This window comes from Alteribacter salitolerans (assembly GCF_016901055.1).
Classification (GTDB): Bacteria; Bacillota; Bacilli; order Bacillales; family Salisediminibacteriaceae; genus Alteribacter; species Alteribacter keqinensis.
The window spans coordinates 477,216-498,872 of record NZ_JAFEUX010000003.1 but is presented as its reverse complement, the minus strand read 5'-3'; the positions used below and the strand labels follow the sequence as shown (position 1 = coordinate 498,872).

General features: G+C 48.0%; 19 protein-coding genes. 3 read left to right on the top strand and 16 right to left on the bottom strand.

Annotated elements, in window-relative coordinates:
- Positions 1–34: 34 nt before the first annotated feature.
- Positions 35–244 carry a hypothetical protein gene (locus JSY36_RS08480; RefSeq protein ID WP_205166029.1) on the top strand — a complete coding sequence of 70 codons (210 nt, stop codon included), beginning with the start codon at positions 35–37 and terminating at the stop codon, positions 242–244.
- A 62-nt stretch (positions 245–306) separates the two neighbouring features.
- Here the strand turns inward: JSY36_RS08480 and JSY36_RS20450 are convergent, their stop codons facing one another.
- Entirely contained in the window at positions 307–1,146 is an 840-nt protein-coding gene (locus JSY36_RS20450; RefSeq protein WP_205166028.1) for an NERD domain-containing protein, read from the bottom strand.
- 71 nt (positions 1,147–1,217) lie between these two features.
- On the opposite strand from JSY36_RS20450, the gene JSY36_RS08470 reads away from it, so the two are divergent.
- The gene (locus tag JSY36_RS08470) at positions 1,218–2,027 is read left to right on the top strand and encodes a carbon-nitrogen hydrolase family protein (RefSeq protein ID WP_205166027.1); all 810 of its coding nucleotides are present in this window, start codon (positions 1,218–1,220) and stop codon (positions 2,025–2,027) included.
- A gap of 325 nt (positions 2,028–2,352) precedes the next feature.
- Here the strand turns inward: JSY36_RS08470 and JSY36_RS08465 are convergent, their stop codons facing one another.
- A complete protein-coding gene (locus JSY36_RS08465; protein ID WP_205166026.1) occupies positions 2,353–2,694 on the bottom strand; it encodes a hypothetical protein in 342 nt (113 codons plus the stop codon).
- A 173-nt stretch (positions 2,695–2,867) separates the two neighbouring features.
- Between JSY36_RS08465 and JSY36_RS08460 the strand changes: the two genes are divergently transcribed.
- The gene (locus JSY36_RS08460) at positions 2,868–3,536 is read left to right on the top strand and encodes a hypothetical protein (protein ID WP_205166025.1); all 669 of its coding nucleotides are present in this window, start codon (positions 2,868–2,870) and stop codon (positions 3,534–3,536) included.
- A gap of 374 nt (positions 3,537–3,910) precedes the next feature.
- Here JSY36_RS08460 and pgmB read toward each other — a convergent pair whose 3' ends face one another.
- The 14 genes from pgmB to JSY36_RS08390 all read right to left on the bottom strand — a co-directional run bounded on the left by pgmB (position 3,911) and on the right by JSY36_RS08390 (position 21,544).
- On the bottom strand, positions 3,911–4,576 hold the full coding sequence (pgmB, locus tag JSY36_RS08455; protein ID WP_122899192.1) for a beta-phosphoglucomutase: 666 nt from the start codon (positions 4,574–4,576) through the stop codon (positions 3,911–3,913).
- A gap of 45 nt (positions 4,577–4,621) precedes the next feature.
- A complete protein-coding gene (locus tag JSY36_RS08450) occupies positions 4,622–6,865 on the bottom strand; it encodes a glycoside hydrolase family 65 protein (RefSeq protein ID WP_205166024.1) in 2,244 nt (747 codons plus the stop codon).
- Between the two features lie 114 nt (positions 6,866–6,979).
- Positions 6,980–9,067, bottom strand: a complete 2,088-nt coding sequence (locus JSY36_RS08445) for an amylo-alpha-1,6-glucosidase (protein WP_205166023.1) — start codon at positions 9,065–9,067, stop codon at positions 6,980–6,982.
- 96 nt (positions 9,068–9,163) lie between these two features.
- The gene (locus JSY36_RS08440; protein ID WP_205166022.1) at positions 9,164–10,480 is read right to left on the bottom strand and encodes a sugar ABC transporter substrate-binding protein; all 1,317 of its coding nucleotides are present in this window, start codon (positions 10,478–10,480) and stop codon (positions 9,164–9,166) included.
- Between the two features lie 86 nt (positions 10,481–10,566).
- A complete protein-coding gene (locus JSY36_RS08435; RefSeq protein WP_249414089.1) occupies positions 10,567–11,628 on the bottom strand; it encodes a carbohydrate ABC transporter permease in 1,062 nt (353 codons plus the stop codon).
- Complete coding sequence (locus tag JSY36_RS08430; protein WP_122899200.1) at positions 11,625–12,494, bottom strand: carbohydrate ABC transporter permease; 870 nt, start codon at positions 12,492–12,494, stop codon at positions 11,625–11,627. The genes JSY36_RS08435 and JSY36_RS08430 overlap by 4 nt, the downstream gene beginning before the upstream one ends.
- Before the next feature lie 238 nt (positions 12,495–12,732).
- Positions 12,733–13,740, bottom strand: coding sequence for a LacI family DNA-binding transcriptional regulator (locus tag JSY36_RS08425; RefSeq protein WP_205166021.1), 1,008 nt, complete (start codon positions 13,738–13,740; stop codon positions 12,733–12,735).
- A 311-nt stretch (positions 13,741–14,051) separates the two neighbouring features.
- Positions 14,052–14,720 (bottom strand): hypothetical protein, encoded by a 669-nt coding sequence (locus JSY36_RS08420; protein ID WP_205166020.1) that lies wholly within the window; start codon positions 14,718–14,720, stop codon positions 14,052–14,054.
- Positions 14,721–15,072: 352 nt separating this feature from the next.
- Positions 15,073–15,600, bottom strand: a complete 528-nt coding sequence (locus tag JSY36_RS08415; protein ID WP_236784663.1) for a transposase — start codon at positions 15,598–15,600, stop codon at positions 15,073–15,075.
- A 112-nt stretch (positions 15,601–15,712) separates the two neighbouring features.
- Positions 15,713–16,405, bottom strand: a complete 693-nt coding sequence (locus tag JSY36_RS08410) for a hypothetical protein (protein WP_205166019.1) — start codon at positions 16,403–16,405, stop codon at positions 15,713–15,715.
- Between the two features lie 345 nt (positions 16,406–16,750).
- The gene (locus JSY36_RS08405) at positions 16,751–17,539 is read right to left on the bottom strand and encodes an SDR family oxidoreductase (RefSeq protein WP_205166018.1); all 789 of its coding nucleotides are present in this window, start codon (positions 17,537–17,539) and stop codon (positions 16,751–16,753) included.
- Positions 17,540–17,551: 12 nt separating this feature from the next.
- Positions 17,552–19,537: a TRAP transporter permease gene (locus JSY36_RS08400; RefSeq protein WP_205166017.1), complete on the bottom strand. Its 1,986-nt coding sequence runs from the start codon at positions 19,535–19,537 to the stop codon at positions 17,552–17,554.
- Between the two features lie 7 nt (positions 19,538–19,544).
- Positions 19,545–20,000, bottom strand: a complete 456-nt coding sequence (locus tag JSY36_RS08395; protein WP_236784662.1) for a DUF1850 domain-containing protein — start codon at positions 19,998–20,000, stop codon at positions 19,545–19,547.
- Positions 20,001–20,530: 530 nt separating this feature from the next.
- Positions 20,531–21,544, bottom strand: a complete 1,014-nt coding sequence (locus tag JSY36_RS08390; RefSeq protein WP_205166016.1) for a TAXI family TRAP transporter solute-binding subunit — start codon at positions 21,542–21,544, stop codon at positions 20,531–20,533.
- Positions 21,545–21,657: the final 113 nt, after the last annotated feature.

The following is a 21,657-nucleotide window of genomic DNA, read 5'->3' as shown; positions in this document are numbered from 1 at the left end:
CTGGCCTACGTATGAAAAAGGATAGGAGGTTTTGATGATGAAAACAATGTGGCACGAATTCTCTGTTGACTATTATTTACACCTGTACAATCATTGCAGCGAGGATAATCACAAGAAACGAAGTGAACTCATTAAAAAAGCAGCTTTTCATCAAGACAAACTATTGAAGATTATGATGACGAAACATACCGGTTCTGTTGATAAAAGTGAACAACCCAAAGTTGAATGCAATATGACTCGTTAAAGGTGCTGCAGAGGGTGACATCCTCTGTGGTTTTTTTGTGAGGCGAATCCACAGCTGGCTTCTTATGCGTAGCTCTCTTCTTTTTCATCCTGAAATTCCAGCAGACCATCCACCACTTCTTCCGTATCTTCCAACCCCGGACCGATGTCTGCTTCAAGGGTGTAGTCAATAAATGCTTTGGGATTACTAAAGACCGGACACTCCTGGTTAAAACGTCCATGCCAAACCGACTGAGCGTTCGTTAATATGACGACAGGAGTTACCTTTATGGAGGTATGACCTTTTGATTTCAAAAGCCTCCGGAGTTGAGTTGCATGATATTGGGACTGGGCAGCAGGACTGTCCACGTATGTTTTCTTTTTTACTTTTCCTCGGCTAACTATTGGATACCAAAGCCACATGTGCTTTGAGTAAGGATAAAACCTCCCGGTGATATTTTTCGTTTCAATGGCATAGACTGTACTTTTTCCAAAGAGGATATGGTCGATCTGAGTGCCTCGTCCGTTAGCAGTGGGAATGGTGAGATCATTTATAAGCAGATAGTCATCTGAAAGGTTTTTTGTAATATGTTCTGTTACACTCATTTCTCCTGCCAGGCCTTTTCTTACGGCCTTAATTGAAGGATATTTCTCGTGAAGTCTGAACATACGTTTTTTAAAAGGTGCTTTGATTTTTTCAACCCCGATTAAATAACCAATTCCCGCTCCAAGAAGTGTCCCGATTGGGAAAATAAAGATCAGAATAATCGTACCGGCTAAAGCTCCTATCCATATGGTTCTATGTATTTCGTGTTTACGGACTTCGAGACTTTTTTTCTGGGCAAACTGAATCGTCCGCACTTCCTTATCATACTGTTTCACCTGATCCTCTAAATCGGAAGAGTATTTTTTTACTGTAGCCACTTCAACACCGCCTCCCCCCCTTTTACAAATTAGGTATATTATACCATTATTCGCTGGTGAGGAGGATTTATATGGAAACAACATCCATTAAAATTGCGGGGTGCCAGGTGACGGTTCCACACATCGTTTCGATGGTGGAAAGAGACCTGCATGTGCGGAACGTGACAGGCAGGACACGGGAAAAACTTCGGGAAACTGAGGTCGATCTTGTTGTTTTTCCGGAGCTGTCTACGATCTCGTATTCCAAAGACACGTTTGCTCACTTGCAGGAACTTGCGGAGGAGCTTGATGGACCCTCGTTCAAGCGATTCTCCTGGCTGGCCAAAGAACTTGGTGCGTTTGTCTGTTACGGCATGCCGCTGAAAGAAAACGGGAGAATTTTTATCGCACAGGTTGTGCTGGACAGTGGTGGTGACTATGTGGCCCATTACAACAAAATTCATCTCGCTCAGTTTGGTGCGTCCCTTGAGAAGCAGTACTTTTCCCGGGGTGACCGGCTCGTTTCATTTACGATTGACAGGTTTTCGTTTGGGTTGATGATCTGCTACGACATGCGGTTTCCGGAGCTTGCGAGAAAGTACGCATTGGAAAAAGAAGTGGATTGCCTCCTTCACCCGGTCGCCTTTTACAAGGACCAGTCCTACCCCAGCTGGCACCACTTCGTTCATACCAGAGCCCTTGAGAATCAGGTTTACATGCTCAGCCTGAACCAGGCCGGGGAAAAGTACGGAAGATCTGTCTTTTGCCCTCCGTGGGTTGATTACAACACCGAGGCGGCTATTTTTTCGGAGGATGAAGAAGTGAAGGTGTTCGAGCTGTCAAAAAAGACAATTCGAAAAAGCCGGGACGAATACCGGCTGAGGGAGGATCGGTTTTTTTAAAGGTAAAGATGGTGCGCCATAACTAACGGTGAAGTATCCTCTTTTTAATCGGATGGCACAGCCTCAATGATGTAGCGTTCCGGAGCGAAGCGAAACCAGACAAAAAGTAATATATGCAGGAAATTATAGCATAACAACAGCAAGGGATTGTCGGTCATTCTCACTTTCACACATCCTATGTCGCAATTTGAATTGTTAAATAAACGTTTAATTAAACACCCGCAAGATGACATGAATATTCTTTAATCGACAGAACTTCCCTCAATCCATCAACATAAAAACCCGCCACTGCTCAAGTGACAGGCTTTTTCTATGATTCTTCACTCTACTTTTCTGCAGTGACTTCATGTTCTCTGTCTTTATAACACACACCGAAGAGTGCGAGAAACAATCCCAGCAGAAACACAAATCCTCCTGCACTAACCAATCCCGAATGATTATAAAAAATGTCTGTTAAAAAGATGATGGCAATCAACCCGGTAAACATCAATGATAAGGTTCCATAAACCCGGTGAACGTTCTCCCCCCGGAGCAATGTAACAAGCGGATACACGAGTCCCACAAGCCCCGCCAGCGCATACGCCCCAAGTCCTAGAACCAGCAATACACACATGGATACAATCGATACAGCCAATCCCGCAGCCAGTGCCCGTTTCCCAATATTCATCTCCTTGCCCCCTCTTATATGTGCACTTGTCTTATCCTATTCGTCATTTCTAAAAACAAGTACAAGAAAAGGTGCCAGGCACTGTGTGAAATGATAAACACAGTGCCTGGCACCTAAAGAAGGCTGCGTTATGGTAAAATTTATAGTACGAACGTGAGAGGGGCGTGGGGCTGTTGAATCGATTGGTACTTTTGGGATTGGCAGGCATCATCATTTTATCCGCTTGTGTGAACACGGAAACGAATGATGCTGTCGACGAAAATGAGGAAACAGAAGCTGGACAAGAAGAAGACGTAATAGTTGAAGAATTTGAAGATGAAGAAGATACCCCTGTTAATGAGCCCGAACCTGCAGAAGAAGAAGGCGACGGAGAAAATGAGCCGTCTGAAACTGACTCCAACCCTGAAGAAGATATCGTATCTGACGAGGAACAAGAAACGCTGCATGTACCGCAGGGGTCCGAACCTTACCTTTACGAAAATGACGAATTTGGGTTTTCCATTGAATTCCCCGCAGCTTGGAGAGGTCTCATTTCGATTCAGCAAAGCGACGATGCTCCTGATGCGGTGCGATCGTTCATCATCAATTACACACCAGATAACCAGTTCTCCCATTTCTTTTTCTCTATCGATGTCCTGCCGGGAGAGTATGGCGAGGAGTACCTCGAGGACACGCCGTGGGTGTATATAGCCTCCTCAGAAGAATACATATTTTCCTACAATATCGCTTCGGAGCCGAGTGATGACTTGCTCGAACCGGAGAACGAAGACAAACTGATTCAGCTTCAGACGATGATAAATGAAGAACTTCCCCATGTCATTGAGACGTTTGAAGTGAAATAAACATTATATAAAGCCGGCTCACCTCTGCGGAGGGCCGGCGTTTTTATTTGGAAACTTTGTCTGGCATGCTGCACTTTAGCTTTTGGATGAATAAATTGGATTTTTGATAGAATTAATGACATTTTTGATTGAATAAAATGCATTATCGATAGAATTTAATTGGTTTTTGATAGAATTATCTTCTCCCGCCACTCGTTTTTTGAACCGGCGATATTGACAGAACTACATTTATTTATTTAATTCCTAAATACGCCCCTCCAACACAAATATGCCAGGATCTGTGTACAGTACTGCTCACAGATCCTGGCACCAGAAAAAATCTCTACAAAAAAGTCCTACGTTTTCGACAAAATCCGGGTGGTGACAGGCACCGCTTAAACGAATCTCTGGACGATTGCATCAAACTTCAATTGTTCCGTGCTGTCCACGCGGTAATCGGCTTTTCCGAGAGATTCCTCAGAACCGACGCCTACTGCGAACATACCGGCTGCTTTCAACGCCTCGATACCTGCATGAGCGTCCTCCACTCCGACGCAGCTCCCGTAGTCTGCCCCAAAGTGATCAGCCGCGACAGTGAACGTCTCCGGATCGGGCTTGCCTTTCGTTACCTTCCCGGCATCGACGATGTAATCGAAGTATCCGTTCAGCTCAAGCTTCTCAATGATCGCAGGGGCATTGCGGCTTGCCGAACCGATCGCCATCGGAATGCCGGCTGCCTTCACGTCTTTAAGAAGGTCTTCGATCCCCGGCAGGATATCCTTAGGTGAGATTCCTTCGATCAGCTGCTTGTAGTGATCGTTCTTCTTCGCGCATAATGCGGCTTTTTCTTCCTCGCTCAGCCCGAGGTCCCGATCGCCAAGAGCAAGAATACGCTCCAGGGACTCCTCCCGGCTCACGCCTTTGAGCTGCTCGTTAAAGTCGCGGCCAAACGAAATGCCGAGCTCCTCGCCTAGTGCCTTCCACGCCTGAAAATGGTATTCGGCAGTGTCTGTAATGACACCGTCAAGATCAAAAATAAACGCCTTAATGGTTGAACTCATCCCAATCTGCCTCCAGTAAAAGGGGGACAGCGCCCCCTTCCAAAGTTAAATTTCCTCTGTTACTGCTTCTTGTTCCGTAAGCGAAACGTCATTGTTTCCGTGCTTAATGGTCAAGGCGGCTCCGGACTTCAACGTGTACGTGACACGCGCTTTTTCCAGTGTCACACCGATCACCCGACCCTGATACTGGATCGAAAACGCCAGCCGGTTCCATTGTTCAGGGAGCGTTGGGGAAAACGAGATTCCGCTTTCTTTTACCCGAAGGCCTGCAAATCCGTAGACGATGGCCAGCCACGTGCCTCCCATGTTCGCCATGTGCAGGCCGTCCTTCGTGTTACCGTGGGTGTTATCCAGGTCGAGACGTGCCGTTTTGTTGAAATAGTTGTACGCTTTTTCATCGTAACCGAGCTTCGATGCCATGATGCTGAACACGCAATAGGACAGGGACGAATCGTGCGTCGTCACCTTTTCGTAGTAATCGTACGAACGTCTCACAACATCCTCGTCCTCTTCCCCGAGCAGGAAGTGGGCAAGGATCGTATCCGCCTGCTTGCACACCTGATAGCGGTACAGGGTGAGCGGATGATAGTTTAATAATAACGGAAATTTCTCCTTAGGTGTATTCTCAAGATCCCACACTTTTTTCTGCAGGAACGTGTCATCCTGGGCATGAATGCCGAGCTCCTCGTCGTATGGAAGGTACATCGTCTCAGCTGCTTCCGCCCACTCTGCCGCTTCGCCTGCCGTAACGCCGCACCCGGCCGCGTCACCGGCCAGCTCATACGCCTTCACCGCCCACACGAGATTGTTCTTCGCCATAGCGTTCGTGTAGTAGTTGTTGTTCACGATACATGTGTACTCGTCAGGCCCCGTCACATCATCGATCCGGAACTGCCCGTTGTAAAAATGACCCGTATCCAGCCAGAGCCGCGCCGTCTCAAACAGCACCTCCGCACCATACTCACGCAAAAACGCCTCGTCCTTCGTCACCAGATAGTACTGAATGTAGCTGTAGGCAATGTCAGCGCTGATGTGATACTGCGCCGTGCCTGCCGGGAAAAAGGCGGAGCACTCCGTACCGGTGATCGTGCGCCAGGGGAAGAGAGCGCCCTTCGTATGACCTACCTCCCGCGCCCTTTCTTTAGCTGCGTCCAGCAGGGAGTAGCGATGAAGCAAAAGATTTTTTGCGAGGTCCGGGTTGCTCATGAGAAATACCGGGAACATATAGATCTCCGTGTCCCAGAAGTAATGCCCTTCATATCCCTCACCCGAGAGCCCTTTGGCAGCAATGTTACTCACAGAATCCTTACCGGCAGACTGAAGAAGATGGAACAGGTTGAAGCGGATCCCTTCCTGAAGATCGCTGTCACCGTCGATTTGGATGTCCGTTGTGCTCCAGAAGCTGTCCAAGTAGTCTTTTTGCTCAGCGAGAAGGTCGTCGAAGGACTGGTCCGAGACTTCGGTGAGCAGTTCCGCTCCATTTTCAGCTGTCCGGTCGCCGTGACGGAGGGTGTCGGTGTAGATGCTCTTTTTCGTAAACTGAACTGCGCTTTCGAGAGAAGCGGTGTACGTCTCTTTTACCTCGCCTTGGGCTACTTCTGCTTCAGGCTCGGTTTGGTCTGCAAGTTGAGTTGTTGAAGTGCAGGCGACCTTTAAACCAGATTCGTATGTCTCGTTTTGTACAATGCTTGTGCAGTTTTCGTGCTTTGCGTCGAGGACATTCAGACGCTTTGCATGGCCGGACGCCACCCGCGGATCGTTCGGGTCGACAAAGTTGGTCACATCCCCGTTTACAGTAGTGATGATTTTGACTTCCTTCACGTCGTTTAAGGCTTCAATTCTATAGTCGATGGCGAAGAGTTCCTTGGTTACGAAAGAGGTAAGACGTCGGATATGAAGGCGCACTTCTTTTCCTTTTGGTGATCTCCAGTCCACTTTACGCTCGGAAAACCCACGGTCAAAGTGAAGACTCTGTTCGTAGTGGAGGACTTCTCCATCGAACAGTGAAAAACGCTCGCCGTCCAGGTACAGTTCCACTGTCTGGGCATCGATGACGTTCAGCAGCTTCTGTTGGGTTTCAGGGAATCCGTGGAGTTTTTCTCCGTATTCAATGCCTGTTTCATCGTGGAACGCATTGATGTACGTACCGCGGATCGATGTCATTCCTTCGCCGTATCCCTCTTCAAAATTGCCGCGGACCCCGATGTAGCCGTTCCCGATCGCGAACAGGCTTTCGTTGGTGAGTAGTTCTTCGTTGTTTATCGCAGTTCTCGTTAGCTTCCAAGTCAATGCAAACACTCCTTGTGCTCGAATGGTGCCCGGTTCTTTGTGCCGGTGCCTGTCACCACCCGATATTTGTCGAATTTGTAGGTCTTTATTCAAAGATATTCAGATAGAAACGGCCTATGGTTTCGACACCGTTCGGGTGGTGACAGGCACCACCTCGTACCCCGATGTATTCTCCACCACGCTGTAGTCATATCCGTTGTCTGTTTTCATCAGTTTCAGGGATAGATGTCCTTCTCCAAGCTTCACCCCTGTTACTTCTGCTTTCTCTACACCTTCTAAAAAGGCCGGGTTGACCGTGACGGTTTTTGAGACACCGTCGGGATTCAGACCCGTTACGGCCTGGGTGTAGAGCAGTGCGGTTGCAGCTGCCCATGCCTGCGGGGAACAAGTAGTTGGATAGGGTACAAGTCCTTCACTCTGACGATCATGACCGCAGTAAAGCTCCGGCAGACGCTGGTCCTCAAACTCAAGAGACGCGTCAAGAAGCTGTTTCATTAATGCAGCCGCTTCATTTGTATAGCCCTTCTTGCTCAGGCCGAGAAGGCACATGCCGTTATCATGAGGCCAGACACTGCCGTTGTGGTAGCTTAGGGGGTTGTATCCCTTTTCCTGATCGCTCATGGTGCGAATGCCATATCCGTTGTTCAGGTCCGGTGCAAACAAACGCTTTACAACAGAGGCATCCCTTTTTACTTCTGCCAGTAGCAGATGGCCCGGGTTGGACGTGACCGACTGAACCTGCTCATCGTTTTCATCGAGGGCCAGGGCGTAATACTGTTCTTTTTCCACCCAGAAATGGTTGTCAATCGCCTCCTGCAGCTTCAATGCTTCATTCTTCAGAACGTCGCTTTCATCCTGCCAGCCGATCGTTTCATAAATGGCACTCAGTCCTTTTTTAGCCGCATACACATAGCCCTGAACTTCAACGAGGCTGATCGGTGACGCGGCAAAAGCGCCGTCTTTATGAACCATGGAGTTTGAGGAATCTTTCCAACCCTGGTTCGGGATTCCTTTGTCTGCCTGTTTATGATAGGAAACAAAACCGTTCGGGCGGGCCGTTTCTTTTGAGCGGATCCAGGCAAGTGCCGCATCCAGCGACGGCTTCAGTTCTTTGATCAGGTCATCATCTGCCGTCCAGTGATAGTACTCTGCAGCGAGATAAAGAAACAATGAAGTCGCATCAACCGTTCCATAGTAAGGGGTAAACGGCGTCTGCCCGGTTGTGGACAGTTCTCCGAAGCGGAGTTCGTGCATAATTTTACCCGGTTCCTCATCACGCTCTTTGTTTACTTCTTTCCCCTGATACGCGCCCAGGGTGCGGAGGGTATTTTTAGCCAGCTCCGGCTTCGATGAAAGCATAAAGAGAGTCGTAATGATGCTGTCTCTTCCGAAAGGCACAGCATACCACGGCGTGCCGGCAACTGGAATGTCGCCGTAGCCGACATCCACAAGAAGCATCTTCATATCCTTGATGCCCTGCTTGTACATGCCGTCAAAAGCCGGATGCTTCATGCTCAGCTTCGGAAACGACGCTTCCCACTCTTCATAGCTCTTCACCAGTCTCGCTTTTGCTTCTTCATAGTCGGCAGGCTCAGGCGATTGACCGTCATGGGCAGGCGTGATCGTAAACACAATGCTCGTTTCTTCCTGTGGACGGAGATTCATTGGAAAAACCAGATCCCCTTCTTCTACACGGCCTGTTGCATCACTTTCCCAACGGATCGAAGTACTTCTTTTTACCTCATCTTTTCCCAGATAGTTCAGGGTGAACGTGTTTTCCCCTTGGGTGCTCGGCTGAACGTCTCCCGTTTCTCCGGTTCGGAAGCCTCTTACAATAAACATATCCTGAAAGTCAGCTTCAAAGTGAAATACCGCTTCGCAGTTGTACTCATATGGGAAATAGTTTTTGAACGTTACTTTTTCATACATCGTGCCGTTATGGATAAAAGGAGTGCGGAGGATTTCCACGGCGCCTTTATCGGGTTCTTCATGCATGAGGCGGAAGGATGAGAGGTTGTACCCTTCTTCTCTTGCCGCAAGCAGCTTTGGTTTTTTCCCGTTCACTTTAAGTGCGTTTGCACTGAGGAAGCGGGTATCCTTCGTGTAGAGCCCGAGCCCCGCTTCGTTTTGATCAGATGACACTTCCCCTGTGGAGCTGGTGATTAAAAATAAGTCATGATCTCGTACGACATGGGTGTTCATAGTGATACCTCCGTTTATGTATATCGTTAAATGTCCTTTAAACTTTCGAGGCTGTCCCAACAGATTACCGCTGGGACAGCCTCTAGTCTTTAGTTATTATTCAGCATCTTCCCGCAGCTCTTCAATTTCAGCGGCTGCATCGTTAAGGGTTGACTCTACGTCTTCACCGTTTACAACGATCTGCTGGAAGGCGTCGATGTAGATTTGCTCTGCATTTTCCCAGTAAGGTACGTTGCCGCGTGGTTCTGCGTGCTCAAGAGCGTCACGGATCGCTTCAAAGTACGGCTCCTGGTAACCCTGAACAAGACCATAAGCGTCAGAGCGGACCGCCGGCCAGGCAAGTTCACTTACAAGAAGCTCCTGTACTTCCTGAGACATAAGGAACTCGGCAAACTGAATCGCTTCGTCTACGTTCTCAGACCCCCGCGGAATCCCGATCACTTCGCCCCCAAGGGCATGGCTCATGCCTTCCGGACCTTCCCAGCCAGCATATGCCTGGATTTCATCTTTACCGTTGGCGTGGAACTCACCGATATAGAAAGGCCAGTTTTTGCCTAAGTAAATGCTGTCATTTTCAAGATACTGGTTCATTGTATCCCAGTTCGCTGTTGTGCTCTGCTCGGAAAGGTGCGGCCACAGCTCCTGAAGGAATGTCATCGCCTCAATACTTCCTTCATCGTTAAACTGGTGAGGGTCGCCGCCGGCAGAACGGATGAAGTCAAACATGTGAAGAACCGTGTCGTCTTCGAGGATCCCTTTGATCGCTACACGTCCCTGACCTGTTTCTTCTTCAAGCGCCTGAGCGGTTTCTAAAAGGTCATCCCAGTTCCGGGGTAAATCGATGCCGTACTCGTCAAACTTCTCTTCGTTGAAGAATGTAATTTCCACGTTCGGACGATATGGAAGGAAAAGAAGCTCGTCTTCGAATTCAGATACTTCCATCATGCCGTCGATCACACTGTCAGGCACAACATCGCGGTAGTCTGAAAGGTCTTCCACAAGGTCACGTGACACAAGGCCTGTGAGGTGGTTAACGTCCTGGGCAAACATATCAATTGTTACATTATCCGCGTCAATTTCAGCTGTAAGTTTGTTTACCAGATCGCCGCTTTCCACTTGAACGGCACGGACTTCAATGCCTGTCATTTCTTCAAAGGCAGGCAGAATCTCCGTACGGAACACGGCCCACTCGCTTTCACCAAGACCGAATGATACGTGAAGAACCCCATCTTCAGAAGGCTCCGTAACTTCCTCTTCTGACAGAATGTCATCGTCGCCGCCTTCTGTTTCCCCTGCTTCATCTGAACCCTGCTGGTCATCGCCACCGTCATTCGTGTCATCTGTACCGCCGCAGGCTGCCAGTACGAACGCCGACATTGTCAACACTGTTAAATACGTTCTCATCTTCTTCATTTTGCTTTCCCCCTGTTAGTTAAAATTAATGTCCGGGTCCGTCCGGGAGATCCCCTCTCCCGGCAGGCCCATATCTTACACTCCGGTTATCCTTTTACGGCCCCCGAGAGCATGCCTGATTTCAGGTAGCGCTGCAGTAGGAACGTAATGAAAATAACGGGAATGGTAAGGATCATTGAGTATGCTGCTGCTGGAAAAATACTGCCGTTTGTGATCACTTCATAGATTCTCAGCGGCAGTGTACCTGACTCTGTGGACAGGTAGCGTGCAAAGATAAATTCATTCCACGAGTTGAGCCAGACGAAAATCGCGCCGACTGCGATTCCCGGCATGGCGACCGGGAAGACAATTCTCACCAAGGCTGTAATCCGGCTTCCCCCATCAACCATAGCCGATTCCTCAAGGTCTTTTGGAATCATCATAAAGGTTCCGACCAATATCCAAGCGAGAAATGGCAGGTTGGGAATCAGGTGGGCCAAAACAAGACCGAAAGTGGAATCAATGAATCCCCACGAGATAAACCGTGTTGCGATCGGAAGCGCAATTCCCACATCCGGGAACATACGCGTGACGAGTAATGCCAGCACAACCGCATAGGCAATCATCCGCGGCATTCTCGATATCACATAACTTGCCGGTGCAGCGATAATGATTGCCACCACCGTTGTCAGACAGGCTACCATCAGACTTTTCAGAAGGGGCATGTACAGGTTGTTCATCGTAACCGCCCCGAACATCGTCTTCGAGGTGGTCAGCTCTTCCCGGAACACCTGGAGATCCTCCAGGCTCACCTGAATCTGCTTTCCTTCCACATCAAGGGAGCGGACATTTCTCGTGACCCCGTTCACCGTCAGGCTTTCCCCTTCACCGAACGTGGCTTCTTCTCCCTCTTCGTTACTGAGCGTGTACTCCCCGGAAGCAACTTCATAAATCGCCTGACCTGTATCGGTTGTTTTATCCGTCAGCAGGATGTTCTGCCAGTGCTGAAGGGTAGGCTGCTGAATCGTAAACGTCGGCCGGTCCGTCATCACTTCTTCCGGACTGCTCAACGACACTTTAAACAAAATATAGACAGGGAAGATCATGGCAAAAGTAAAGGCTAATAAAAGTGCATAAGATGTATACTTCAACAGTTTGTTATCCCTCACTGTGCCTTCCCTCCCTTAAACTTCTTCATTTCCACAAGGAGAATATAAAGTGTAATAAAAATCAGAATAATGACGAGGAGAATCGACGCTGCCGCCCCTGCCATTTCAAAGTTATTTCTTCTGAACTCCTCAAACGAGAACGTGGACAGTACAGGTGCGTTCCGACCCGCCATAACCAAAGGAAGCTCGAAAATCCGGAAGGCATCGATGGCCCGGAGAATAATCGCCATCGTGATCGACGGCTTTAATAATGGCAGTGTAATGTTCCAGAACGTTTCCCACCGGTTGGCCCCGTCAAGAGATGACGCTTCATACACGTCATCGGAAATCGCTTCAAGACCTGCCAGCAATAAGAGAATCGTAAGAGGAAGCACCTTCCACATGTCGGCAAATATAATCACAAAGAGTGTGTCAATCCCGCCTCCAAGCCAGAAGTTCTGATTTTCAATAAGGCCCAGGCGCAACAGCATTTCATTGAAGTAGCCGGTCTGGCCAAAAATGAAGAGCAGCGTTACCCCCGAAACGAGCGTCGGCACCCCCATGGGAATCAGCATCATCGTCCGGAAGAATCCCCGGCCTTTAAACTTCTGTTTTAAAATCAGCGCCACCACAATGGCGATGGATAATTGCAGGACAATCCCGATCAATGTAATAAACAGTGTGTTAAATAACGCGGCATTAAAGTTGATGTTATTGAAAATCGCCGTATAGTTCCCAAGGGTGAGCCCGCTCCCGCGGGGATTCTGAAAACTTAAGGAAACCGTGTTTATGATCGGTACGATTGTAAAGTAAGCTATGTATAACACGATCGGCATAAACATGGCGATTTCAAGCTTGTACTTCTTCATGAACCTCTTCAATCTCATCTTTTCCCCTCCTGTGTTTCCGGTGCCTGTCACCACCCGTTTTTTGTCGAAACCCTAGTCTTTTCTTCGAAAATAAAGGCGATTAAATTGACCTATGAATGCGACAATTTTCGGGTGGTGACAGGCACCTTCTTTCCCCTTTCTTCCCGTTTATTTGAAAAGCCTTTCATAAAAAGTTTGATGAAACCTTGTCTTTATACAAACTTATGAAAAGCCTTTCATAGTCTCCTAAAAAAAATTACCGCTCTCTTACTGAGTCTCTCTCTATAATTTGATGGGCAAGATAGGAGCGCAGAAGTGTCCCTTCCTCTCCCTCTAGCTTTTCCATCATCTTTTCTACTGCCGTTTTTCCAATTTCGTACATTGGCTGGGCAACCGTAGTGAGCTTCGGAATGTACATACTCGCAAACTTCGTATTGTCATAACCCATTATTGAAATATCACCGGGAACATCAACGCCTTGTTCATGTAAATATGTAATTGCTCCGACAGCCATTTCATCACTTGCAGCAAACACTGCCGTCACATCCGGCTTTCTCTTCAGCAGCTTTTTCATCCCGTTGTAGCCATCTTCAAAACGGTAGCTTCCAAACTCCACCATGTCTTCTGCGTTAATCTGAAGTTTTTCTTTCATCGCACGCTGGAATCCATAGTAGCGGGTGGCGCCTGAAATGATATCAAAGGTTGGTCCGCTGATCATCCCGATCTTCCGGTGCCCTTTACCTATGAGATAGGAAGCCGCATCATAAGCCGCTTTCTCATCATCCACTTTTACTGACGGTAGGTTATACTCAAGGCTCTGAGTCGAGGCAAGCACCACTGGGAGCTGCAGCTGCTCAAACAATTCGTTCAACTCGGCAGTTACCGGCTCACTTGTAAAAACAATCCCATCCACCTGCTTTTCTTTCAAAACCTGCAGGTACTTAACCATCTTCTTCTGATCCAGGTCAGTATTACACAGGATCAGGTTGTAGCCGTAGTGCAGCGCCGTGTCCTCCATTCCGCGGATCACCTCGGCCACGTAGGCATTGGAAACATCCGGAATGAGAACCCCAAGAGAGTTTGTCCGTTTATACACCAACCCCCGAGCCAACGCATTTGGGTGATACTTAAGTTCTTTTATGACATTTAAGACCTTTTCCCGCTTTTCCCTGTTAACGCTTTCAGGAGAGTTTAAAACACGCGACACGGTGCTCATTGACACCCCGGCCAGGCGGGAAACATCTTTCATCGTTACTTTTTCCATAGGCAGTACCTCACATCGTTTATGAAAAGCCTTTCATAAATCTATACTAACTCATTATGAAATCGTTTACAACCGGTATATACAAATTTTTAATAATAAAGACTGATTTGTTAGTTTAATAGGTGTGGGACTTTTGAATATCGAGGCTTTGTGTAAACATATGCCGGATTTCTGTTAAAATTTGCCCCTTGACTGTTAAGTTATGACGGTTTTCTGTTAAGATAACCAGATTTGAATCCATACAATTCCAAATTATAGACCAAGAATACAAAATAGGCGCAAGGCACTATGTGCATTGCAGTGCCTGGCACCTATTTCACATACACCTGAAACAACACCATATGTCTTTTCCAGGCAGCTCTGAATAACAAAGCCTGGGGATCCAGTTCACCTGGTAAAACAAACTCGTTATTATTTTCAGAAAGGACTTCGGTTTTTTGCCCTGTATCGTTGATATACAAAAGCTCCAGTGTATAGTCCTCACTCAAGCTGCCGTCCATCGTGACGGAAAGAACATCTCCTTCATTTACTTCATAGATATCATACTGTGAGTCTTCGAGAATGCCTTTAGGCAAAATCTCTGCGCTATGACCCTTGTAGTCACTTTTTTCGAGGCCGGTGGAGAGGTACTTGGTTGATACAGTCGTGCCGGGCACTTCCTGGCCATTAATAAAAATGACCACATCAGGAAACCCTTCACTATCAATCTTCCTGAGATCCTGAACCACCTGATAATTAGAGATCCACGTAGGGATCAGGGTAAAAAGCAGCACCAGTGCAGTCACAGCCATCAAACCGCGTTTATTTCTTCTCCCCCAGGCATGGGGCCACTCGTCAAAAAAGAAGAAGAATGCTCCTACAGCAATCGCTAAATAGGTAAATTCATTGAACCCATCAAAGAGGACGCTGCCAATTAAAGCCGCACTTCCTATATGGATGGTAAAATTAACAGCGGTCCTTGATAATCCGCTAAGCCCCATTGTTATAAAACCGGCCGCAACTGTAACAGGAACGGCCGTTAGTAAGATTATGGGAACAGCGTATAAGGAAAACCACAGTATATGAGAGAAGCCGCCTCCTATGTCAGCCCCCCTTCCGCTGAATAAATGCAGTAAATGAGGCCAAATCAATAGCAAAATTATAAAAACAAGCAAACTTTTCAGTGTCACTAACCCTTTGTGTTTTAACATACTACCCCTCTTTTATGTATTCTCCATGTAGGATTTTACTACCGTGATATGGTGCCTGTCACCACCCGAACTTTGTCGAAACCATAGTCTTTTATTCAAAAATTAAGGCTGCTCCCACGGAAAATGGAAGCAGCGCTTTTCACTAGAGGATTACTCTAGGTTTTTCAGTATATTCAATCAGCTGTTCTCTCTTTTCTTCCATCGTGCCGGGAAAGTAATGTAACAGGAATGTTTTATCAAAGTATGAAGGGGATGCGAGGGTATTGCTTAAGTACAGCGGGTAACTGCTCCAGGGATACTCCCTGACGGAGGTCACCATACCAACTTTCAAGGGGTTTAAATGAATGTAACGGGAGACGTCCAGAATTCCTCTTCTACCCATCACAGGTTCTGAGAAGAATCGCTTTTCAAAAACGTGTCCTTCGTACTTATACTTCGTATTAAAATAATTCGCATATCTTTTATTGACCAACGACATGACCTTGGAAACAGACTGTTCTTTTGAGCGAATGAGCAGATGAAAATGGTTGTTCATCAAGCAATACGATCCTAACTGATAAGGGACCTTCAACGAGACACCATCCAGAATCTGCAGCAACTCCAGAAAATCATAATCATCTAAAAATAACGGCTCTCTTCTGTTCCCTCTGCTCACCACATGGTAGAACATTTCAGGAATCCATATTCTTTGTCTACGCGCCAGTTATCATCGCCTCCCCTTTTTAGTTACATCGAGTTATATAGAAGATACCTATTACGGGTGGTGACAGGCACCAATCAAACTATTGCTGTTCCTTCAATCTTTCTATCTCACTTTCCGCTTTGAACATACGTTTGTTTAACACTTGTACCTCATAGTCACGGCCGTCTACCTTCTTCTTGATTTGGTTTAAAATCGCTTCAATATCTCTGGGCTGATTTTCCTCAAGGCGCTTAAGTGTCGCTTCAATTGTATCAAATCGCTTTAACTCTTCTTTAATTCCATCCAGTTGATTCAAACTGTTTTTGACATCCTCTTTGAGTACATGTACTTGAGCAACGTCTTTCTTGACCTGTGTTAAGTCCTCTTCAAGTGCATGTATCCGGATGACGTCTCCCTTTACTTGCGTTAGATCTTCCTTTAGTCCATGTACTTGAGCAGCGTCTTTCTTGACCTGCCTTAAATCCTCTTTGAGTCCATGGACCTGAGCGACGTCTTTCTTGACCTGTGTTAGATCTTTTTCGAGTCCATGTACACGGGCGACGTCTTTCTTGACCTGCGTTAAATCCTCTTTGAGTCCATTTACCTGGGTGACGTCCTTCTTTACCTGCGTTAGATCCTCTTCGAGTGCATGTACACGGGCGACATCTTTCTTGACCTGCGTTAGATCCTCTTTTAGTCCATGGACCTGGGTGACGTCTTTCTTGACCTGTCCTAGATCCTGTTCAATATTTCCTAACTGAGCGGCAATTAAGTCCAGCTTATCCTCATTCATTTTTTTGCCTCCTTGTTAACTTCAAGTCTTTACAGCCGATCTCCATTTCCTAACAGTATAAGGAAGATAGTGAACGTCTTCAACAATAATTATGGGACAGAGTAACGGAAAGCCACTGATAAAGAAGGTGAATATTCAGAGGTCGAGAAGAAGGGGGAGAGGAATAGGTGCAGGTAGTCTTCATAAAAAAGTATACCATATCAAAAACCAAAAAGAACACCCGTTCCCTAAAACATTAGCTGATTGGTACCCAAAAAAGCGCAGTTCCCATAGTGGAAACTGCGCTCGATCAATGAATAAAGGACTACGATTTCGACAAAGTTCGGGGAGTGACAGGCACCAAAATCAGTACGCTTTTGTGGAGCCGCCGTCGACTACGATGGACTGGCCGGTGACGTAGGTGTTGGCGAAGGAACCGAGGAAGACGATGGCTTTGGCGAATTCACCGGGCTCGCCGTAGCGCCCGACGGGAATCGTCTTTTCGTGCTGCTTTTTGGCTTCATCGTAGCTCATGCCTAGTCTGTCTGCCCGGATCTGGTCGAGTTCGGCCACTCTGTCTGTGGCGATTCTTCCCGGACCGACTGTGTTTACGAGAATGTTATGCTCGCCATATTCTTTAGCCAGTGTCTTGGAAAGGCCGACGATGCCCATACGGAACGTGTTGGACAGAAGCAGACCTTCTACCGGCTCCTTGATGGAAGAGGAAGCGATGTTGACGATTCTTCCTCCTCCGTTTTTCTTCATATATGGCAGGGCTTCCCGGACGGCACGGACAAAGCTCAAGAGATTCAGTTCAAAGGCGGTCTGCCAGTCCTCGTCATTCTGGCTGTCGAAGCCCCCGGCTTTCGGTCCGCCGGCATTGTTGACCAATACATCCACTGTGCCGAACTCAGAAGCGGCCTGGGCAAAAAGGGCTTTGATGTCTTCTGGGTTTGTGACATCGCATTCTTTAAACGACGGTTTAACGCCGGTTTCTTCATATATCTCATCTGCCGCCTGCTTGAGGCTGCCTGAGTCCCTGCTGGCAAGCGTAACGTTTGCTCCTTCACGGGCAAAGGCAAGAGCGGATGCTTTCCCTAACCCTTTGCTTGAAGCAAGGACGACGACTGATTTTTTAGCCAATTGCAAATCCATGTGTATCTCCTCCTATGATGTTGTGCGGGCGGATTCATCGGGTTCCATGTTTCCGTGTTTCTTCGCCTTCTGCCACTGCCAGAACCAGACGATGGCGATGATTGAGAAGCCGATGACGTCCTGAATCACGTTTGGGTTCATGAACAGGAGTGAACCGCCGAACAGGACGAGACGCACAACCGGGTTCATGTAGGTGAACAGGTACCCTTCCGCTGCTGTACCGAGCATGATGACGCCGGCTACTGCCGTAATAACCACGAGCGTTCCGTCAACAAAGGACGTGTCGATCAGAAGGAGCGAATGGTTGTAGACGAACATGTACGGTACGATGAAGCCGGCAATGGCGAGCTTCAGGGACACAAAGCCGGTCTTCATCTGGTCTCCTCCCGATATTCCGGCTGCGGCAAAGGCGGCCAGAGCTACCGGCGGTGTGATGTTGGCGAAAAGACCAAAGTAGAACACGAACAAGTGGGCAACGAGCGGTTCAATACCGAGGCTGACAAGGGCCGGCGCTGCCATAGTTGCAGTGATAATGTAGGTCGGGATTGACGGGAGTCCCATTCCGAGAACGATACACGCGATCATAGTAAACACGAGTGTGAGGAACAGACTTTCGCCTCCAAGAGTGACAATGCCGTTTGCAAGCTTCAGGCCAAAGCCTGTCATTGTTGCGATACCGACAACAAGCCCTACGGACGCACAGGCAACCGCAACACTGACGGCCATTCTCGCCCCGTTCTCAAGAGCGTCAAGAATATCCTTCACAGACATGCGCGTCGTTTTTCTGATCATGGCAACGATAACCGTTACGATGATGGTTAAAAATGCGGAGAAAATGATCGTTCTTCCGCTGAAAAAGAGCATGTACATTAAAAACATCAGTGGAATGAGCAGATGACCGCGCTCTTTTAAAACATCCATTACCTGGGGCAGGTTGTCTTTTGAGATCCCTTTCAGCCCGAGCTTTGTGGCACGGAGGTGGATCTGGACAATGATTCCGAGGTAAAAGAGCAGTGCCGGAAGCAGGGCAGCCAGGACGATCTGGCTGTAAGGAATGCCAAGCATCTCAGCCATAATAAACGCGGCGGCACCCATGATCGGCGGCAGAATCTGTCCACCGACAGAGGCGGCACTTTCAACGGCACCGGCAAAGTTCCGGCTGTAGCCGATTTTTCTCATGAGAGGAATCGTAAAGGATCCCGTTGTTACAACGTTCGCCACGGCTGCTCCGTTAATGCTTCCTAAAAAACCACTGGCAATAACGGCAACTTTCGCCGGCCCCCCTTTGGTCTGCCCGGCAATGGCCATGGCCAGGTCGTTAAAGAACTGACCCATTCCCGATTTGGACAGGAAGGCACCGAACAAAATAAACAGGAAGATGTAGGTGGCCGACACGCCGATGGCCGTACCGTACACCCCTTCTGTTGTTACATACATAAAGTTTACGATCTCATCCCAAGTGTAACCCCGGTGTCTGAAGATCCCTGACATCTCACGGCCGAACAAGCCGTATAAAAGAAACAGAATACCGAGCACCGGAAGTCCCCAGCCGGTTACACGGCGGGCGGCTTCAAGAACAAGGATGACGAGCATGCCGCCGAAAATCAGGTCGTACGTGTTCGGCATACCGCCGCGGTTTACAATGCCCAGGTAATCGACAAAAATGTAGACGGTCGTGGAAAACGCCATGAGTGTAAACAGAATGTCGTACCAAGGCAGTTTCGTGCGGGATGCTTTTTTAAACGGCGGATAAAGGAGAAATACAAGGGCAAGAATCACGGCCACGTGAAGAGACCGGTGCTGCAGGGTCACCGGGGTGCCGAAGTAGGATGTATACATATGATAAAGGGATAAAAAGATCGCAAGCGCGGATACAATGATCGCAATGGTTTTGCTGGAAAAATCACGGTACCTGGACTCTGCGGAATATTTCTCCAGTACTTTCTTTTGTTCACCTGTCATTTCAGGCTCATCGATGGATGTTCTTTTGTCTGCCATCACACAGTCACCTCTCTTCAATTACTAACTCAATCGCATGATGATGGGGCAAATACTCAGGGCCTGCTTTTATTGTTTCTCCGATGCGGACGGTATGCTCCGCGTTCTGGGAATGAATCCACGTAATGCTTTCAACAGGCTGATCGATATCTTTCACCACAACCTTACCGTCTTCCACGGTCATTGTTCCTCCTGAAAAATCAACGCCTGCGCCGAATGATTCGAATTCGGTTTCAGTGAGGACGAGCTGTCCTTTTTCGGTAACGTCGTAGATTTCGCTCCACGGTGTTTTTTCAACGGAGTGGATCCAGCTGAGAGTAATCTGCTGGCCTTCGGTGATTTGTTCTTCAACGAAGATTTGGTCGTTTTCCTGATCGGAGATGACCAGGTAGAGTTTCTCTTCAGACTGGCACCCTCCTGTGAAAAGGAGAAGGAAGGCGAGTAAAGTTGTGGTCCTCATCATTCATCCCTCTTTATAAGGCAGAGAGAAGGGTTTGCGCCTTCTCTCTGATTTTTGTAAAAAGCATTGCTCTAAAAAGTAGTTTACGGGAAAAGACAAATAGAGTGTTCGGTAGTATCTTAGCTACGCTGAACTCCAGACGCTCCCTTTCCGTGGGGCGTGTTGATTTCCGCTCATTGCGCTCCCTTTCCGCGGGCGGTTCGGGAGCCTCCTAAAGCTAATGCTATGCCGGGGTCTTGCCTGAACCCAAACGACACAGTAAGTCTAAGGAACTCCGGCTTCATTATCTTTTCAGCAAAAGCAACGATAAGCTGTTACAGAATAAATTGCAGCTTAATAAGATAGAAAATGGAGCGGAAGGCGGCGACTCCTGCGGGAAAAGCATCGGCTGAAGACCCCGCAGGGCGGTTTCCCCGAGGAGGCTGAAGCGATGCCCGCGGAAAGCGTCCGCCTGCAGCGGAATTTTCCCTTGTACTAAAACAGTGAGACTTTATAAACTCTTCCTGAGATACCGACTTTAATTTAGGATGTACTTACTCCAACGCGCCGACTTCTTCAAAGTATCGCTCTGCGCCTGGGTGAAGGGGTACCGGCATTCCTGTTTCTACAGTATCAAGCGTGATGTCCTGGGCTGCGTTGTGGGACCCCTGGATGTTTTCAAGGTTATCGAAGAGTGCTTTTGTCATTTCGTATACTTCATCTTCAGAAAGGTCGTTGGATACTAAAAGAACGTTCATAATTGCGGCTGTCGGGATGTCTTCGTCATTGTTATACTCCCCTGCCGGAATTGTTTCTGCTGAGAAGAACGGATAGTTTTCCTCAAGGTACGCCATTCCTTCCCCATCGATCGGAATGATTTTCGCATCATGGGTTGTATCAAGGTCGATTACCGTTGCGTTCGGCACACCGCTTGTTACAAACGCCGCATCTACCATGCCGTTTTTGATCTGGTCAATCGCTTCTGCATAAGACAGGTAGTCTTCATCGATATCGTCATAGGACATGCCGTAAGCTTCAAGAACCATACGGGCATTCAGCTCAACACCTGAGTTAGGGGCACCTACACCTACGGTCATCCCTTCCAGGTCTTCGATGGATTCAATTCCGGAATCTTCCGTTGTTACGACTTGTACAAAGTTTGGATAAAGTGAAGCCATGCCACGGAGGTTATCAGTCGGTTCCTCCCCATCGAAAGCCCCGCTTCCTTCATAAGCCTGCTGGACGGCATCTGCCATTGTAATCGCAAGCTCGGCTCTGCCATTCTCGATCAGGTTGATGTTTTCAACAGAAGCCCCTGTAGCCTGAACGGACGAGTCAATGCCAAGTTCGCTTTCAAGGATCGTGGAAATCGCTCCGCCAATCGGGTAATACACACCGGATGTACCACCGGTGGCAACGGTTACAAACAGGTCATCAAGCTCAGCGCCTTCAGAACCTTCTGCCTCTCCGCCGCCTTCTTCATTGTTGCCTGTATCTCCACCGTCGTCTCCACACGCTGTTGCAAAAATCATTGTCGCTGCGAGAACACCTAATAATTTCTTCTTCATGTTTCAGTCCCCCTTGGAATTTGTAGTCACTGTCTGAATAATGCAAGAGTTGTGCCAACTTTAAAAATCCCCTTTATGACAGCGCTTTCTTTTCGAGCGGCAGAAATTACTCG

Coding starts and splice junctions, on each gene's coding strand:
- JSY36_RS08480 (WP_205166029.1), top strand. CDS start 35: ATGATGAAAACAATGTGGCACGAATTCTCTGTTGACTATTATTTACAC.
- JSY36_RS08470 (WP_205166027.1), top strand. CDS start 1,218: ATGGAAACAACATCCATTAAAATTGCGGGGTGCCAGGTGACGGTTCCA.
- JSY36_RS08465 (WP_205166026.1), bottom strand. CDS start 2,694: ATGAATATTGGGAAACGGGCACTGGCTGCGGGATTGGCTGTATCGATT.
- pgmB (WP_122899192.1), bottom strand. CDS start 4,576: ATGAGTTCAACCATTAAGGCGTTTATTTTTGATCTTGACGGTGTCATT.
- JSY36_RS08445 (WP_205166023.1), bottom strand. CDS start 9,067: ATGAACACCCATGTCGTACGAGATCATGACTTATTTTTAATCACCAGC.
- JSY36_RS08440 (WP_205166022.1), bottom strand. CDS start 10,480: ATGAAGAAGATGAGAACGTATTTAACAGTGTTGACAATGTCGGCGTTC.
- JSY36_RS08430 (WP_122899200.1), bottom strand. CDS start 12,494: ATGAGATTGAAGAGGTTCATGAAGAAGTACAAGCTTGAAATCGCCATG.
- JSY36_RS08425 (WP_205166021.1), bottom strand. CDS start 13,740: ATGGAAAAAGTAACGATGAAAGATGTTTCCCGCCTGGCCGGGGTGTCA.
- JSY36_RS08420 (WP_205166020.1), bottom strand. CDS start 14,720: ATGGGGCTTAGCGGATTATCAAGGACCGCTGTTAATTTTACCATCCAT.
- JSY36_RS08415 (WP_236784663.1), bottom strand. CDS start 15,600: ATGTTCTACCATGTGGTGAGCAGAGGGAACAGAAGAGAGCCGTTATTT.
- JSY36_RS08410 (WP_205166019.1), bottom strand. CDS start 16,405: ATGAATGAGGATAAGCTGGACTTAATTGCCGCTCAGTTAGGAAATATT.
- JSY36_RS08405 (WP_205166018.1), bottom strand. CDS start 17,539: ATGGATTTGCAATTGGCTAAAAAATCAGTCGTCGTCCTTGCTTCAAGC.
- JSY36_RS08400 (WP_205166017.1), bottom strand. CDS start 19,537: ATGGCAGACAAAAGAACATCCATCGATGAGCCTGAAATGACAGGTGAA.
- JSY36_RS08395 (WP_236784662.1), bottom strand. CDS start 20,000: ATGATGAGGACCACAACTTTACTCGCCTTCCTTCTCCTTTTCACAGGA.
- JSY36_RS08390 (WP_205166016.1), bottom strand. CDS start 21,544: ATGAAGAAGAAATTATTAGGTGTTCTCGCAGCGACAATGATTTTTGCA.